This is a genomic window from Enterococcus pernyi (genome assembly GCF_045371165.1).
Lineage (GTDB): Bacteria > Bacillota > Bacilli > Lactobacillales > Enterococcaceae > Enterococcus_B > Enterococcus_B pernyi.
On record NZ_JBIQDM010000008.1, the window covers coordinates 27,496 to 43,136 of the forward strand.

Below are 15,641 nucleotides of genomic sequence, written 5' to 3' on the forward strand. Positions count from 1 at the left end.
TTTTTGATTTTAAAGAATCAATCTTTACGATTTTTCTTTTTCTTGTAGATATAGGTTCCGATTGCTCCTCCAACAAGAGCAAAACCAAGAACGGTTGCACTAGATCGGATCTCACCAGTTTTTGGTAAATTTTTTGCTGCATTTCCTTGGACTTGTTTTTTTGAGGTTGCAGAGGTGTTGGCTGTTTTCTTTTGCTGAGTATTCCCTCCGCCTGTGTTGGCATTTCCTCCGGCAGTCCCTCGTTTACTCACTGTCACTTGACTTGTTTCTGAAACTGAACCATTCGTGTAAGTGATCGTATAGGTTCCTTCTTTGTTGGTATCAACATCGCCTGACACCATATTCTGGTCAAATGCGAGAGTGAACCCTTCGCGATTTGTTGCGGAGACAAAGCCATCGCTTGGGTCCCACGTATCACCGATATATAATTGAAGATCCTTTGTTACAATCGTTTCTCCGTTTTCTTTTACAACCACCACAACTTCTTCTGTTGCTCGACCGTTGGTATAAGTCAACGGATAATCGCCAGCTTTAGTTGTATCTACCGTACCACTAACCATGCTTTCATCAAAAACGATCATTTCCCCATCTTTGTTTGTAGCAGATACAAATTGATCACTTGGCGCCCACTTATCACCGACATAAATGCTGCCATTTTTTGCTTGGATCGTTTCTCTATTTTCAACCACGGTCACTGTGATTTTTTGAGAGGCTTCTCCATTCGTATAAGTAATGATGAAGTTTCCTGTTCGTCCGGTATCAACGGTGCCTGACACCATACTTTCATCAAATGGCAAAGTGTCACCTGCTCTATTGGTCGCTGAGATAAAATTATCGCTTGGATGCCAAACATCCCCTGTGTGGATTCTTGAATCGATCGCCTTGATCGCTTCTTGACTAGCAATGACGGTCACTGTGATTTCACGACTGAGTCTCCCAAAAGTATAGGTGATCTTGTACTCACCTACTTGTGTCGTATCGACTTCGCCGCTGACCATATTTTCATCAAAGGCAACAGCTTCTCCCGTTTTATCAGTAGCGGAAACAAAATTATCACTTGGTGTCCAAGCATCCCCTACAATGATCGTCGAATCTGTGACTTTAAGGGTTTCTTGACTTTCTTCGACAGTCACATTGATCTGTTGACTTGCAGATCCATTGGTATAAGTCACTGGATAGACTCCTGCTGTCGTCGTATCCACTGTACCAGTGACCATACTTTCATCAAAAGGAATTGATTCTCCATTTGGATCGGTCGCTAAGACAAAATTGTCGATCGGTTCCCAACTATCACCAACATAGATCGTTGAATCCATTGCCCGGATCGACTCACTAGCAATTGGTTGCCACACATAAGTATCCGCCATACTATTTTGATAAGTTGTCATCAGTGAAGAGGAGCTTAATACATATTCACCAAGTGGGACATCTTCTGTACCAGATCCCACATTTTGCCAATACCCCGTATGCTCTTCTGTAGCGAGCAACTCAGGAATATTGGTATCAGTTAAAGAATAGAACTGGATACCTAAAGAAATTTTGGATAAAGAGGTTGTACCAGCAAACATCTCTTGCTGCAATTGCACCTTGCCAGTTTTAAAATGAGATAGATCCAATTCAGTGATCTTTTTGCAGTTTCTAAACATTCCTCGCATAAATCGAAGATTCTCCGTATCAAAACCACTGACATCGATTGCTTCTAAATTGAGACATTCTGCAAACATAAAACTCATTGTTGTCACGTTAGTTGTTGAAAAGTTCGTAACATCTAACGCTGTCAGACCGGAACAACCGAAAAACATATAGTACATGGAAGTCACGTTTGTCGTATCAAAGTGGCTAACATCAAGTTCTGTCAAACCGAAACAGCCATGGAACATATAATGCATGTACATAACGTTGCTCGTATCAAAATGTGTCACATCTAACGCTTGTAATCCCGAACAGCCATGGAACATGAAGGACATTTCTGTTGCTTGACTCGTTACAAAACTAGAAAGATCCAGTTGAGCCAATCCGGAACAACCGCGGAACATATGACTAAAATTCGTCACGTTGGCTGTTTGAAAACCAGTTACATCCAATGTCGTCAAGGCAGAGCAATCATAAAACATGTAGCTCATGTTCGACACGTTCATCGTGTTAAAACTGGATAAATCTAATGAAGTCAATCCGCTCATCCCATAAAATATATGACTCATTTCAGTGACATTCGCTGTATTGAAGTTGCTTAGATCGAGCGTGCTAACAGAAGACACCCCATTGAACATATAGTTCATCGAACGAACATTTTGGGTATCAAAAGCTGTAAGATCCAATGAGGTCAGCTGCTGGCACCATGCAAAGAAATAATCCATATTCGTGACTTGACTTGTATCTAAACTGGATAAATTCTCGATCGTCGTTAGCTGATTCAAATCAAAAAACAATCCTAATGATTCAGCATTTGCTACCACGGGTCCAGTAAGAACAATTTTTTTGATGAGTGAACGGTGAGGAAACCAAGGTGCACGAGCCGCCGACGTTGTTTCTCCTAATGTCCCTGCATCTATGTACAATATACCTTCTTGGTCGATTCGCCATTGGCTGGTACCGAATATGCCAGAATCAACTTGATCATCTACCTCCTGTATCTCACAAACTGTGCGAGCATCTGGATCTGGGATCACTGGTTCACTCGCAGCTTTAGTGACTTCTTCTCCAACAGTTGAAGCAACAGTCGAATCCGTAGTCGATTGCTCTGTCACGGTGGTTACATCTGTTGTCCACTGTCTAAATGATCAGCAAATGTCGTGATACTCTGTTGGGATGCGTTCATAAGTAATAACATTGAAGCTGTCATTTTTACTATTTTTCTGTGGTCCATTCCTTATTCAACTCCTCAAATTATAGAAAGATAAAAAAACATACAACTAAATTCTAACGTAATCTGTGAAAGAAAATTTTTTATTTTTTTTTTTTGAAAAAAATATTTGAGAATCGATTTGTATTTCCATAATAAGAAAGATAAAATAAAACAATCGAATAAGAGTCACCCAAACGAAAGGAGCAATTAATGGAACCTTTTTTCAAACTACATGAAAATAAACAATTACATCGCCAAATCAATATTCTTACTTATTTGAGAAAACGAAATGACATCACTTCGATCACAGAACTAGTTCAAGAAATAGGCTGTACACCTCCAACTCTACGTTCAGATATCCAAGCATTGCGTGCCAAATTACCACCATCGATTCATTTGCAATCAATCAAAATGATCGGTTACCGCTTAAAAATACCCGATGGGGAAACACTGGATACCTATCTTTTATCTCTTGTTAGAGAAACGATTACTTATAAAATCATTGACCGTAGCCTTAAGGGAAATCAACAATCCTTCGAAGCCATGCGCTTGGAGTATCATTTGTCTAGTTCGGCTTTACGCAAAATCATTCAACACATGAACCATGAACTAAAAAACTACCGAATCCAACTCTCTCCCAAAAATGGTGATCTTGTTGGAAAAGAAAACGAGATTCGTTTTTTCTTTTTTAACTTTTATACGAGTTTTCGACGAACGATCATAACAGATCATTCCTATCTATTCTCTCAGGAAACATACAAAGTCATGTTCGCTGAACTAGAGCAAGTATTTCAGTCTCATTTACATATTAGTAATTTTCGTGCAACGTTATGGTTGTCCATCTTAAAAGAAAGATGGTTGCGTCGTAAACAAGGTGAAATCCCCTCAGAAACATTGAGTATGATCCAGTCTAGAAAAAGCTTCAAAAGGTTCTCAAAAAAAATCACTCCTTTTCTGAGAGAGATTCTTGGGATTCAACAGCTGTCTGTAAATGAACTAGTTTGGGCTTATTTGATTGCTTTACACTGTATTTCCTATAGCTCATCGAACTATCAAGAGACAAGATCGCATAAAGCGACCCATTACCAAGAAGAAGCACCAGCCAAAAAATGGATCAAGCAATTTTTACTCGACGAAGCGCTGATTGACGGTACAACAAAGGAAGGTATTGAGCAAATGAGTGCTTACTTAGCTAATTTACGCTTGCTTAATAAAATCACTGATGGTTTTGAGAATCACCCATTGGCAATTGATCATTTAGTCGATCCATCCTTTGAATTACTCTATCACTCCTGGCAAGACCGATTGCAGCAACTCAAATGGCAAGAGATCCTACCAATGACCTGCATAAAAGACGTTGCACTATCCTTAAGTATGATCCAATCCTCCTATCAGCAAATCCAAAGAAGGAAAAAGCAAACAATCGTCTTTACTTTTCATGGAGATGCTGGCTATGATAATTTTTTAATGGCTATGATCCAAAAGTGGCTACCTGAAACGTATCACCCTCTTTTTCTTTTTGATCAACCGATTAAACAAACAAAGATCGACGAGTTAGAAGCTTGTCTCATCGTCAGCAACTATGATCTTACGGAGAAAATGACCTGTGAAGTGATTCAAATTGCCCAAATACCGACCCATGAGGAGTGGAAAGATTTGAAACTACACTTGATTGAACGGGCTTCAAGTCATTCATAGCATAGTATCCAGGAACCACTCGACTTTTGCTGTAGACTTAGGGAGAAACGTCTAAAATCCCCCCCTAAGTCTAAGACTTGCGGCTATTCACAAATGAAGCTACTAGACTATGGATGCCAACCAAAGAAGGTAAAACGAAGTGTGAGAGTCTTTCAAAATAGTTTAAGACAGCGAAACACTTGAAATAAATCTTCCTTGTGGTTACGTATAAGATAAACACTTAAAATGGTCACCACAAGCACTAAAACAAAGACATCGATCTGTTTATATGTTCTCGTCTGCATAGAAGGTTCTCTCCTTTCATCTGACTTTTTTGTTCATTGTTCTTTTTCTTTGTCTATGACAAAAAAGAACAAAAAAATGAAACGCCAAAAAGAGTAACAATCCAAGAATCATCGGCGAAATATTAGGATGCCGATGGAAGTATTCTGTGATACTCGCGCTGATCCAACCTTTTTTTGCTTGTTGACGAACCTGATGATCAAGTTTTTTTGAGGGGGGAACTATCTAAAAGTTTATGCAATCGATCATTTTTGCTGGCATAATTAAACGATTCTCCATCAAGTAATTCTTTTCGCAAGTCGAAATGAAATGAATAGTGTGCCGGGTTACTATCTACTCGACCATTTTCCATTTTTAATACATTCCAGCTACTCACAAAGTCCCCTTCAGGATTCAAGATAAATTCAGAGTGAAAGCCTCTATTAACCAATATTTTTCGGTTTTCTCTGCCGATGATACTTTCTTTGAATGTTTTGTTTTTGGGATATTTATTGTGAAATCGAGCGGGAGAATACTGCTGTTCCACTCCCCATCGTTTCCCATATTCCGCTAATGCCTCCTCTCAATTAATGTAATTTAAAAAAATTAAAATAGATAACGTATTTTTTTCAAGTAATCAGTTCTCTCTACTTTTTTAACCATTAATCCTTTATATTTGTATGAACTTTTATGTTTTTAAAGACCTACTTCTTTATTTTAAGACAAAAAAACACCAGTGATTAATCACTGATGTCAGTTTTTATTAACAAATAATTTAGCCGATACTCGTCAGGCGTTTACTATTTATTATAGATTTTAGGTCCTTTTCTCATATTGCTACGATCATTTTTTGGAGTAGCCATCTTTTCTACTCGACCGCCACCTTGTTTCTTTTTGATTATTTCAAGCATTTTTTCTTTTGAATTCATCTGTTTCCCTCTTTTACTCTATTCACTTTTTTACTACTGTGATACACACTTCGTTATTGTAACACATTTTTACTTGGAAACTTCAAACTTATTGATTTCTTTATGATTTTATCATAAAAGCGCACGGTTTTTGTGTGTTCATCACAGGATAAGATCACGTAACTTTTCTCATTATAAAAACCTAATACAAAAAGCAGATGAAGAGCACTAACTTGTTGCTGCCTGGAAGTTGATTGGTGCAATCGTGGCATGATGAGGAATCGCCGTAACAACTAGAAAAACCAATGCTTTGGCCAATCGTTGCGGTGTGCGATACGCTTAAACTGCTTTGACAAACGCAAGAAAAGCACCAATGGTAGAATTTCCAGTGATCAACGGGAAATTCACTCGGCGCAAACGATAAAAATGCCACCACCAAAAATCACTGCACTTTCATCTAGAGCAGCACCGAGGTTCAGTAACGCATTTTTTAAGATCGTCAAAATAAAAGAAAAAAGATGAAAACTCATCGTTAATACAAGACCCCAAAAAGTTTTCTGATAAATCTCTTATAAAAGTAAGCAGCTATTGAAATAGCTCACGACGTTAGGTAAATAAGATCCAGTCAATGGTTGCAATATATAGAGGTTTCATAAACGGTATCAGCAAAACGATATCTAGCCTTTTTTTCTCTGTGATCTTTGTCCTGACCGTCAAAAAAGCTAATAGTAACGCAAGCACAGTCGAACAGATCACGACTGCAATGCTTAATAACAACGTACTGATGATCGTTTTTCCTACATCCAGTGATCCATCATAGACTAAAGCACGATAAAATATGACGCCGATAGGAATCCCTGTCAGTATGACTAAGAGAAGTCATATGGGAACTACCGCCCCACATGTCGAATTTTAATCATGTATGTTCATTGAGAAGACTCCACGACGGAAAAGAACTCGCTCGTGATATCAGAAGCGTCTTCATCATCCAGTCCCAAGCCACATCCAATCATGTTGATATTTGATAAGTTTCCCTATAATCGATTTATCCTGTATTTCTAGCGCTTTTTATCAGAGCATAAATTATGGTAATTTTTAGGAAAATGATCTAAAGTTACTTTGACCCTATATAGATATGAGTCATCATTCGACAAACTTTAGTTATTTTTCACAATCTTTGGCCCTGCCAGTATATTCAAGATTGGACCCCAAAAACGTTTAAAAATCTTTTGATAGTTTTCAATTTCAAACACTCCATTAGTAAAAAGGATCTCTAGTTTCTCTCCCCCCATCTTCACAATGTGATGGTCTGGTCGATAGCCATTCCTAAGATAAAATGCTTTACGGATTTTTCTTTGCTCATTGTTGCTAGCAGCTGGATTTTCTGCCTCTAAATTTAATACAATGCAATTATCTGGATAGTTCTCTTTGATATGTGATAATACTTGCGCCCCGTAGCCTTGACTGCGTAAGTCTTGAACTACCGCTAAATACCAGAGGTACGTCAAGTTTTCAAATGTAATGAGATACGCTAGACCGATAAACTTTTCTTCATCGTAATAAGCAATAAAATCGATACCCTCTCTCTTTGAACGCTTCAGCAATGTTCCCATAGGCACTTGTTCAGATTTTGGAAAAGCTGAATGATATAAGTGCTCGACTTGCTGAAAGTTCTACCATTTGCTTGGCCACCATTTTTATTTTTATCATGTAAGGACTCCTTTTACACATTGGATTTTTATTTTTTTATCTGTCCTCTGATGAGAAAGAACGTTTACTCGAAATTTTTTTATAACTGAACGATATACTCTCTATTTATTATACACTATATTTATAAAGCATTAAAAGATTTATGTCAGTCTTAAAATAACTCTCTTTACTTTCAAATCGCTTATTTCACTCAAACAATTGTATAAAAAAAGACGTTTCTTTTGACAGAAACGTCTTCTAAAATGAGTGTATAGGATATAATGCCTTGCGCTCATCTATTTAAATCACTTACCCTTTGCGTAATAATCCGACACATTCTACATGGTGCGTTTGTGGGAATAAATCAACTGGTTGGACTTTTTCTAACTGATAACCGTCTTCTGCAAACAACTTCACATCTCTAGCAAAAGTTGCAGGATTGCATGAGATATAAACGATTCGCTCAGGAGCCATCTCGATCGCTGAATCAATAAAGCGTGCGTCTAAGCCTTTTCTTGGAGGATCGACAACTAAAACAGTTGGTTTGATTCCTTTTTCTTGCCATTTTTTCATGACTGTTTCCGCTTTTCCAACTTCATAATGCGCATTTTCGATTTTGTTTGTCAACGCGTTGAACTGCGCATCTTCAATCGCTGCTGGTACGATTTCCATGCCATAAACATTTGCTACTTGATCCGCTATGGATAAACCAATCGTTCCAATTCCTGAATATGCATCAATCACGACATCCTCTTTTTTCAATTCAGCAAATTCGATCGCTTTTTGATACAATGCTTCGGTTTGTAATGTATTGACCTGATAAAAGGATTTAGAAGAAATACGATAGGTCTTACCAAGTAACTGATCTTCGATATACGATTGACCAAAAAGAACTTTTTCTTTTTCTCCTAAAATGACATTCGTTTTTTCTTCGTTGATATTTTGGATCACTGACACTACTTCCGGTAAAGCTTCATGGATAGCTTCAGCGATTTCTTTCGATTTGAAGAATTTTTCTTTTCGAGTGACTAAAACCACCATCATTTGATGCGTGTAATGACCTCTACGAACAATGATATGACGAATTTGTCCTTCATTTTTTTCTTCATTGTAGCCACGTACTTGAAAACGTTGCAAGATGTCTCTTACCTTGATGATGGCTTGATCGATTTGTGGGTCTTGGATGAAGAAATCTTCTATTTCCACTAAGTCATGACTATTTTTCTTGTAAAAACCAGTCACTAATTCGCCTTCGACGCGACGAACAGGAATCTGTGCTTTATTCCGATAGCCTGTAGGTTCTTCCATAGCGATCGTTGGTTGTACTGTGACTTCAGGCATTTTAGCGATTTTAGCTAAAACATGTTCGACTTGTTTTTGTTTGAATACTAATTGTTGCTCATAACTTAAATGGGCTAAAGGAGCGATTCCTGTACGCAATAGAACATTACTAGTGATTTCTTGACGGTCTGGTGACGTCGTCAACCAGTTTTCGACCTTACCGTAGCCAAATTTATTGCCTGCTTTTACGACAAGGATCTCCACTTGTTCACCTGGCAAAGCATTTTCAATAAATAATGGATAGCCATCAATTTTCGCAACACCTAATCCTTCGTAACTTAAATCGATGATATCAACAGTATACCGTTCATTTTTCTTAATTGTTTGTGTCATTTCATTACTCCTATTCTTTTGAATGGTTTCTAATTTTGTCCGTTCAACAAAGGAAAGAGCTGGGAGATCCATTCATTCCCAGCCCTTTTTTCTTCAGTCTATTGGAAAAAACAAGTAATCCTATGATCTTTGCTTCTTCCTTCTAATAGTCGTCCAATCCTGCTCAGTTCTGATCCTTGTCAGCAATTTTGCCATCGCCATCGATATCTTCATCCGCCAAACGTTCTACTTCTTTGACGAATTCTTTGCTAACTTCTTCTAGCTCTTCTTCCTCAAAACCAGTGATTGCCTCATCTGGAATTTGATCTGTATTTGCATAAAACTCGATATGCTGATGAAGATTTTGAAAATGCATCGGAGCATTCCCACCGTATTCGCCATCTAAATTGATCATGACAGGGCGATTCGCATTATCTTCGGTTTCAACATAAAGAGAACTTGTTTTCGTATAGATGACTCTTGGATCATCGACATGCTTCCCTCCATTGAGCATTAAGGCAGCAATGTGTAGGATCTCAAAAATATTCGCCGTTTTGACGATGATCAAAGAGAATTTTCCATCATCTAGCTTTGCATCAGGCGCAATTTGTTCAAAGCCACCAACGGAATTCGTCAACCCTAAAAAGAACATCGAAGCATTGCCATTATATTCGCCTTCGTCATACTTCAAGTGCATCTTGATCGGTTTGACACGTGGTAACATTTCTGCTCCTTTTGCCAAATATGCAAGATAGCCAAAAATACTTTTCAATTCGGAAGGAACTTCGTAGGTCAATTCTGTCAAGTAGCCACCAGCTGCAATATTGATGAAATAGCTATTATCGGATTGACCGATATCCATTTTGACTGTTTGATTCTTTTTGATGACTTCTGCTGCTGCCTTGATATTATCTCTAGGAATCTTCAAGGCGCGAGCATAGTCATTGGTCGTTCCCGCTGGAATGATCGCCATTTTAGGTCTAACTTCCAATGAGGCGATACCATTAACGACTTCATTGATCGTCCCATCGCCACCAGCAGCAACGACAAGATCAAAACCTAACTCAGCGACTCGTCGTGCTTCATTTTTTGCCGAGTCCTCTTCCGGAGTCGTTGCATAAGCACTTGCTTCATAGCCCGACTCCTCCAAAGCTTGGAGGATGTCGGCAAGATTACGTTTTAACAATTCTTTACCTGAGACCGGATTATAGATCACACGCGCTTTTTTCATAGCATCCCTCTATCGTTTCGCTAATTCTTCATTTAGCAATTTGTTGACCACACCTGGGTTTGCTTGTCCTTTAGTAGCTTTCATGATTTGTCCAACTAAGAAACCTACTGCACGGTCTTTTCCGTTTTTGAAATCATCAACAGATTGTTGATTATTATCTAAGATTTCATTGATGATCGGTAATAACTTCGCTGGGTCAGATAATTGGACCCAACCGTTTGCTTCAACAACACTTTGTGCATCTCCGCCATTCATGATCAACTCACGAAAGACTTTTTTCGCAATTTTAGAGCTGATCGTGCCATCTGCGATCAAAAGAATCATACCCGCTAAGTTTTCAGGTGTTAGTTTCGTTTCAGCTAATTCCAATTTCTCACTGTTTAAGTATGCTGATACTTCACCCATCAACCAGTTGGAAGCTTGTTTGGCATCTGCTCCGTTTTCCAATGTTGCTTCAAAGAAATCAGACATTTCTTTTGATAGCGTCAATACTTTCGCATCATACTCTGGTAAGCCTAATTCGCTGATGTAGCGTACACGACGAGAAGCTGGCATTTCTGGTAAGCTTGCTTTCACTCGTTGGATCCATTCGTCATCGATCACGAATCTTGGAATATCAGGTTCTGGGAAATAACGATAGTCACTTGACCCTTCTTTGACACGCATCAAGATCGTCTTATTCGTCGTTTCATCAAAGCGACGAGTTTCTTGTTGGATCTCTCCACCAGATAATAATACTTTTGCTTGGCGTTTTTCTTCAAATGCTAAACCTTTTTTGACAAAAGAAAGGGAGTTCAAGTTTTTCAATTCTGCTTTTGTCCCAAATTCTTCTTGTCCATAAGGGCGTAAAGAAATGTTCGCATCACAACGCATTGAACCTTCTTCTAATTTCACGTCACTGACTTCAGTAAATTGGATCACAGAACGTAAAGCTTCTAAATAAGCATAGGCTTCTTCTGGTGAACGCATGTCTGCTTCTGAAACGATCTCGATCAATGGTGTTCCTTGTCTGTTTAGATCGACATAAGAGTATCCACCGATGCCGTGCATGTTTTTTCCTGCATCTTCTTCTAAATGTACACGTTCAATGCGGATTTTTTTCTTTTTACCTTCTACTTCGATCTCGATCCAGCCATCATGACCGATTGGTTGATCGAATTGTGAGATTTGGTAAGCTTTGGGATTGTCTGGATAGAAATAGTTTTTGCGGTCAAAATGAGTATCTTTCGAAATTTCGCAATTCAATGCTAACGCTGCACGCATCCCAAATTCCAGCGCTGCTTTATTCATTACTGGTAAAACTCCAGGGTATCCCCAGTCGATCACATTGGTGTTGCTGTTTGGTTCAGCACCAAAATGCGCAGGAGCTGGAGAGAAAATTTTTGAGTTGGTTTTTAATTCCACATGGACTTCAAGTCCAATGACTGTTTCAAAATTCATTCGGCTTTCCCTCCTAAAATAGCTGGTTGTTGACGATGGAACTCTGTCGCTTGCTCAAACGCATAAGCTGCTTGATACATGGTTTTCTCTTCGAAATAATTACCGATGATCTGTAAGCCAACTGGTAACCCTTCCGATAAGCCTGCAGGTACTGACATACCTGGTAGTCCTGCCAAGTTCACTGGGATCGTCAAGATATCACTCATATACATCGTGATTGGGTCGTTGATATTTTCACCAAGACCGAACGCAACTGTTGGTGAAGAAGGGCCGATGATCAAATCATAATCCGCGAAAACTTTTTCAAAGTCACGCTTGATCAATGTACGGACTTGTCCTGCTTTTTTGAAATGCGCGTCATAGTAACCTGCACTCAATGAGAACGTTCCTAACATGATCCGGCGTTTTACTTCTTCTCCGAAACCTTCAGAACGTGAATTGACATAAACGTCATCCAAGTTCTTGACATCTTCTGAACGATATCCATAACGAATACCGTCAAAACGTTGCAAGTTCGAACTAGCTTCAGATGAAGCAATGATATAGTAGACAGCCACGCCATATTTTGAATGAGGTAAGCTAACTTCTTCTACTGTTGCACCTAATGAACGGAATGTTTCAGCTGCTTTAAGAATTGCTTCTTTCACGCCTTCATCGACACCTTCACCTAAGTATTCTTTAGGTAAAGCAATCTTCATTCCTTTAATATCACCAGACAAACCTTCTGCAAAGTTAGGGACAGATACACCAGATGAAGTACCGTCTTTTTCGTCGTAGCCACTGATTGCGGTCAATGCTAATGCGTTATCTTTGACTGTCCGAGTCATTGGACCGATTTGGTCTAAAGATGAAGCAAATGCAATCAAACCGAAACGGGAAACACGACCATAAGTTGGTTTCATTCCTACGATTCCATTGAAAGCGGCTGGTTGGCGGATACTTCCACCAGTGTCACTACCTAGAGAAACTGGCACTTGTCCTGCGGCAACTGCAGCTGCTGAACCACCAGATGATCCGCCAGGAACTTTTGTTTGATCCCAAGCGTTCTTTGTTTTTTTGAAGTAAGAAGTTTCGGTACTTCCGCCCATTGCAAATTCATCCATGTTCAATTTACCAACAGGGATCATGTCTGCTTCGTATACTTTTTCCATGACTGTCGCATCGTAGATCGGTTCAAAATTATAAAGGATCTTTGAAGCTGCTGTCGTTAAAAGATCTTTCGTCACGATATTGTCTTTGATACCGATCGGGATACCTGAAAGAACATTGTTTTCGTCGATACCTTTTTCGTCCAAAGCTTTGGCTTGGGCTAAAGCTTTCTCTTCATTCAATGTGATGAATGCATCGATCGCGGGTTCTGTTTCCTTGATGCGATCAAATGTAGCTCTCACTAAGTCTTGTGCAGTGATTTCTTTTGACACTAATAAGTCGTGTAGTTCTTCTAATGAACGATTGTATAATTCTGTCATTATGCGCCAGCCTCCCCATTATCGATGATTGCTGGTACTTTGATGAAACCATCTTCTTTTTCTGGTACATTTTTTAATAATTCATCTCTGCTCCAACCTAGTTGTGCACGGTCTTGTCGCATGACGTTGACAGTCTCAACGACGTTTGATGTAAATGGTACGCCTTCTGTGTCTACTTCTTCCAGCATTTCTACCATGTCAATGATTTTTCCTAATTGGTCAGTAAAACCTGCGCGCTCTTCGTCGGCAAATTTCAATTTGGCTAACTTCGCTACATGTTTTACTTGTTCTTCACTAATCGCCATAGTACCCCTTCTTTCCTAAATGAAAACTTTGCTTCTTATTTTAACATAAGAAATTCGCATTCTGAAATTCTTTCTTGAAATTTATCTGAAAAATTATTCTGCTTCCTCAGCAGGATGACTCTCCGCTAACGCTTCAGCCATCTGATCTTCCGTCCAAACCTCGACCCCTAACTCTTGGGCTTTCGTTAATTTACTACCTGCATCTTCGCCAGCGACAACGATATCCGTTTTTTTAGAGACGCTGCCAGTGACTTTTCCACCAAGGTTTTCAATCGTTTCTTTGGCTTCTTCTCTTGTGAATCGAGTTAATTTGCCTGTCAACACGATCGTCTTGTTTTTGAACGGCGATTCTACTTCTTTCAGCTGTGTCGAACGAATGCCTTTGTATTCAAGGTTGACACCTGCTTGTTTAAGTTCTTCCATCAACTCGTGGACTTCTTCGTTGTCAAAATAAGTCACTACACTATCTGCAATGATATCCCCGATCGTATCTAATTGGATGATCGATTCAAAATCGCTGCGACTCAACGTTTCTAAATCGCCAAAATGCTCCGCTAAGATTTTCGCTGCTTTTGCGCCAACGTGACGGATACCTAAACCAAAGATCAAACGTTCTACCGAGTTCTCTTTGCTATTGTCGATTGCTGTTAAAATATTATTCGCTGATTTTTCTTTGATTTTATCTAACATCAATAATTCTTCTTCTGTTAGTTTATAGAGATCAGCAACATCAGCGACTAACTTCTTGTCATACATCTGTTCCAAGACTCTTGGTCCTAAGCCATCGATGTTCATCGCATTTCGGGAAACGAAATGGTTCAGTCCTTCTTTCATTTGTGCGGGACACTTTGGATTGATGCAACGCAAGGCAACTTCTTCATCTAAATGAACCAACTCACTGTGACAGACAGGGCAATGTTCGGGCATTTTATAAGGCTCGCTGTCTTTTGGACGTTTATCTAAAATGACTTGTGCGACTTCAGGGATGATATCCCCTGCCTTGTAGATTTGGACAGTATCATTCAAGCGGATATCTTTCATTTGGATATAATCGCCATTATGCAGACTAGCACGGCTGACTGTCGTACCAGCCACACGAACCGGTGTCATGATTGCTGTCGGTGTCACTACACCCGTTCTGCCGACCGTCCATTCGATTTCTTCGATGACCGTCTCTACTTCTTCTGGCGGAAACTTATAGGCCGTCGCCCACCGTGGAGCTTTGACCGTAAAACCTAATTGGTCTTGCAATGAAAAATCATTGACTTTAATAACGATCCCGTCAATCTCGTAAGGGAGATCTTTACGTTTTTCATGGTATTCTTCAATGAACGCCCAAACTTCGTCGATTGAATGACAAAGACGTTTTTCATGGTTCGTATGGAAACCGATTTTGTCTAATTCTTCTAACGCTTCGTATTGCGTCGTCGCTTGCATCGGTCCAAAATCTGCTACGGTATATAAGAACGTATCAAGATTCCTTTTCGCTGTGATCTTGGAATCTAACTGGCGCAATGAACCTGCTGCTGCATTACGAGGATTGGCAAAGACTGGTTTGCCTTCTTCTTCATTTTTTTGGTTCAATTTAACGAATGAACGTTTCGGCATAAAACATTCACCACGTACTTCGATACTCATCGGTTCTTTTAATTTGATTGGAACAGAACGCACCGTTTTTAAGTTTTCTGTGATATTTTCGCCGACCGAACCATCTCCCCGAGTTGCTCCCCGTACAAACTCACCATTCTCATATCGTAAAGATACCGATAGTCCATCGATTTTCAGTTCACAACAATAAGCGACTGGACGGCCGATTGCTTTTTGGACACGTTGATCAAATGCTAAGAGTTCTTCTTTATTGAAGACATCGTTCAAACTATATAATGGAATGTCATGTGTGACTTTTTCAAATGAGGAAAGAATCTTTCCACCTACTCGTTGGGTCGGTGAATCTGCGGTGATCAGATCTGGATATTGTTCTTCGATCGCCACTAATTCGGCATAGGTTTTGTCATAGATATAATCTTCAACCGTTGGCTGGTCCAACACATAATACTCACGAGACCAACGATCTAACTGCACTCTGAGTTCTTCTGCTTTTTTTGTCGCTTCATCGATCGTCATTTCGTGTTCCATCTTTTT

Annotated in this window: 11 protein-coding genes and 1 pseudogene; 1 reads left to right on the top strand and 11 read right to left on the bottom strand. The window is 39.4% G+C overall.

Translation table 11 applies throughout. From position 1 onward, the window contains the following. Nucleotides 1-17: 17 nt before the first annotated feature. Entirely contained in the window at nt 18-2,747 is a 2,730-nt protein-coding gene (locus ACH0AK_RS10240; RefSeq protein WP_499796883.1) for a bacterial Ig-like domain-containing protein, read from the bottom strand. A gap of 308 nt (nt 2,748-3,055) precedes the next feature. Between ACH0AK_RS10240 and ACH0AK_RS10245 the strand changes: the two genes are divergently transcribed. Then, entirely contained in the window at nt 3,056-4,543 is a 1,488-nt protein-coding gene (locus ACH0AK_RS10245; RefSeq protein WP_194179803.1) for an AcpB/EbpR/MafR family transcriptional regulator, read from the top strand. A 481-nt stretch (nt 4,544-5,024) separates the two neighbouring features. On the opposite strand, the gene ACH0AK_RS10250 is transcribed toward ACH0AK_RS10245, so the two are convergent. The 10 genes and pseudogenes from ACH0AK_RS10250 to ligA all read right to left on the bottom strand — a co-directional run bounded on the left by ACH0AK_RS10250 (nt 5,025) and on the right by ligA (nt 15,635). After that, nucleotides 5,025-5,351: a DUF3114 domain-containing protein gene (locus ACH0AK_RS10250; protein ID WP_438846544.1), complete on the bottom strand. Its 327-nt coding sequence runs from the start codon at nt 5,349-5,351 to the stop codon at nt 5,025-5,027. 253 nt (nt 5,352-5,604) lie between these two features. Further along, complete coding sequence (locus ACH0AK_RS10255; protein WP_010735268.1) at nt 5,605-5,733, bottom strand: hypothetical protein; 129 nt, start codon at nt 5,731-5,733, stop codon at nt 5,605-5,607. 383 nt (nt 5,734-6,116) lie between these two features. Beyond that, complete coding sequence (locus ACH0AK_RS10260; RefSeq protein WP_264083012.1) at nt 6,117-6,242, bottom strand: hypothetical protein; 126 nt, start codon at nt 6,240-6,242, stop codon at nt 6,117-6,119. A gap of 627 nt (nt 6,243-6,869) precedes the next feature. Further along, nucleotides 6,870-7,367: pseudogene (locus ACH0AK_RS10265) on the bottom strand (GNAT family N-acetyltransferase); the annotation flags it as partial. 343 nt (nt 7,368-7,710) lie between these two features. Continuing rightward, nucleotides 7,711-9,075 carry a 23S rRNA (uracil(1939)-C(5))-methyltransferase RlmD gene (gene rlmD, locus ACH0AK_RS10270; RefSeq protein WP_023519797.1) on the bottom strand — a complete coding sequence of 455 codons (1,365 nt, stop codon included), beginning with the start codon at nt 9,073-9,075 and terminating at the stop codon, nt 7,711-7,713. 163 nt (nt 9,076-9,238) lie between these two features. Continuing rightward, nucleotides 9,239-10,285 carry a diacylglycerol kinase gene (locus tag ACH0AK_RS10275; RefSeq protein WP_499796884.1) on the bottom strand — a complete coding sequence of 349 codons (1,047 nt, stop codon included), beginning with the start codon at nt 10,283-10,285 and terminating at the stop codon, nt 9,239-9,241. 9 nt (nt 10,286-10,294) lie between these two features. Then, nucleotides 10,295-11,725 (bottom strand): Asp-tRNA(Asn)/Glu-tRNA(Gln) amidotransferase subunit GatB, encoded by a 1,431-nt coding sequence (gene gatB / locus ACH0AK_RS10280; protein ID WP_010735264.1) that lies wholly within the window; start codon nt 11,723-11,725, stop codon nt 10,295-10,297. Further along, entirely contained in the window at nt 11,722-13,194 is a 1,473-nt protein-coding gene (gatA, locus tag ACH0AK_RS10285; protein ID WP_010735263.1) for an Asp-tRNA(Asn)/Glu-tRNA(Gln) amidotransferase subunit GatA, read from the bottom strand. Before gatA ends, gatB begins: the two co-directional genes overlap by 4 nt. After that, nucleotides 13,194-13,499: an Asp-tRNA(Asn)/Glu-tRNA(Gln) amidotransferase subunit GatC gene (gene gatC, locus ACH0AK_RS10290; protein WP_010735262.1), complete on the bottom strand. Its 306-nt coding sequence runs from the start codon at nt 13,497-13,499 to the stop codon at nt 13,194-13,196. Before gatC ends, gatA begins: the two co-directional genes overlap by 1 nt. Before the next feature lie 93 nt (nt 13,500-13,592). Beyond that, nucleotides 13,593-15,635 (bottom strand): NAD-dependent DNA ligase LigA, encoded by a 2,043-nt coding sequence (ligA, locus tag ACH0AK_RS10295; protein WP_153829774.1) that lies wholly within the window; start codon nt 15,633-15,635, stop codon nt 13,593-13,595. Between the last annotated feature and the right edge of the window lie 6 nt (nt 15,636-15,641).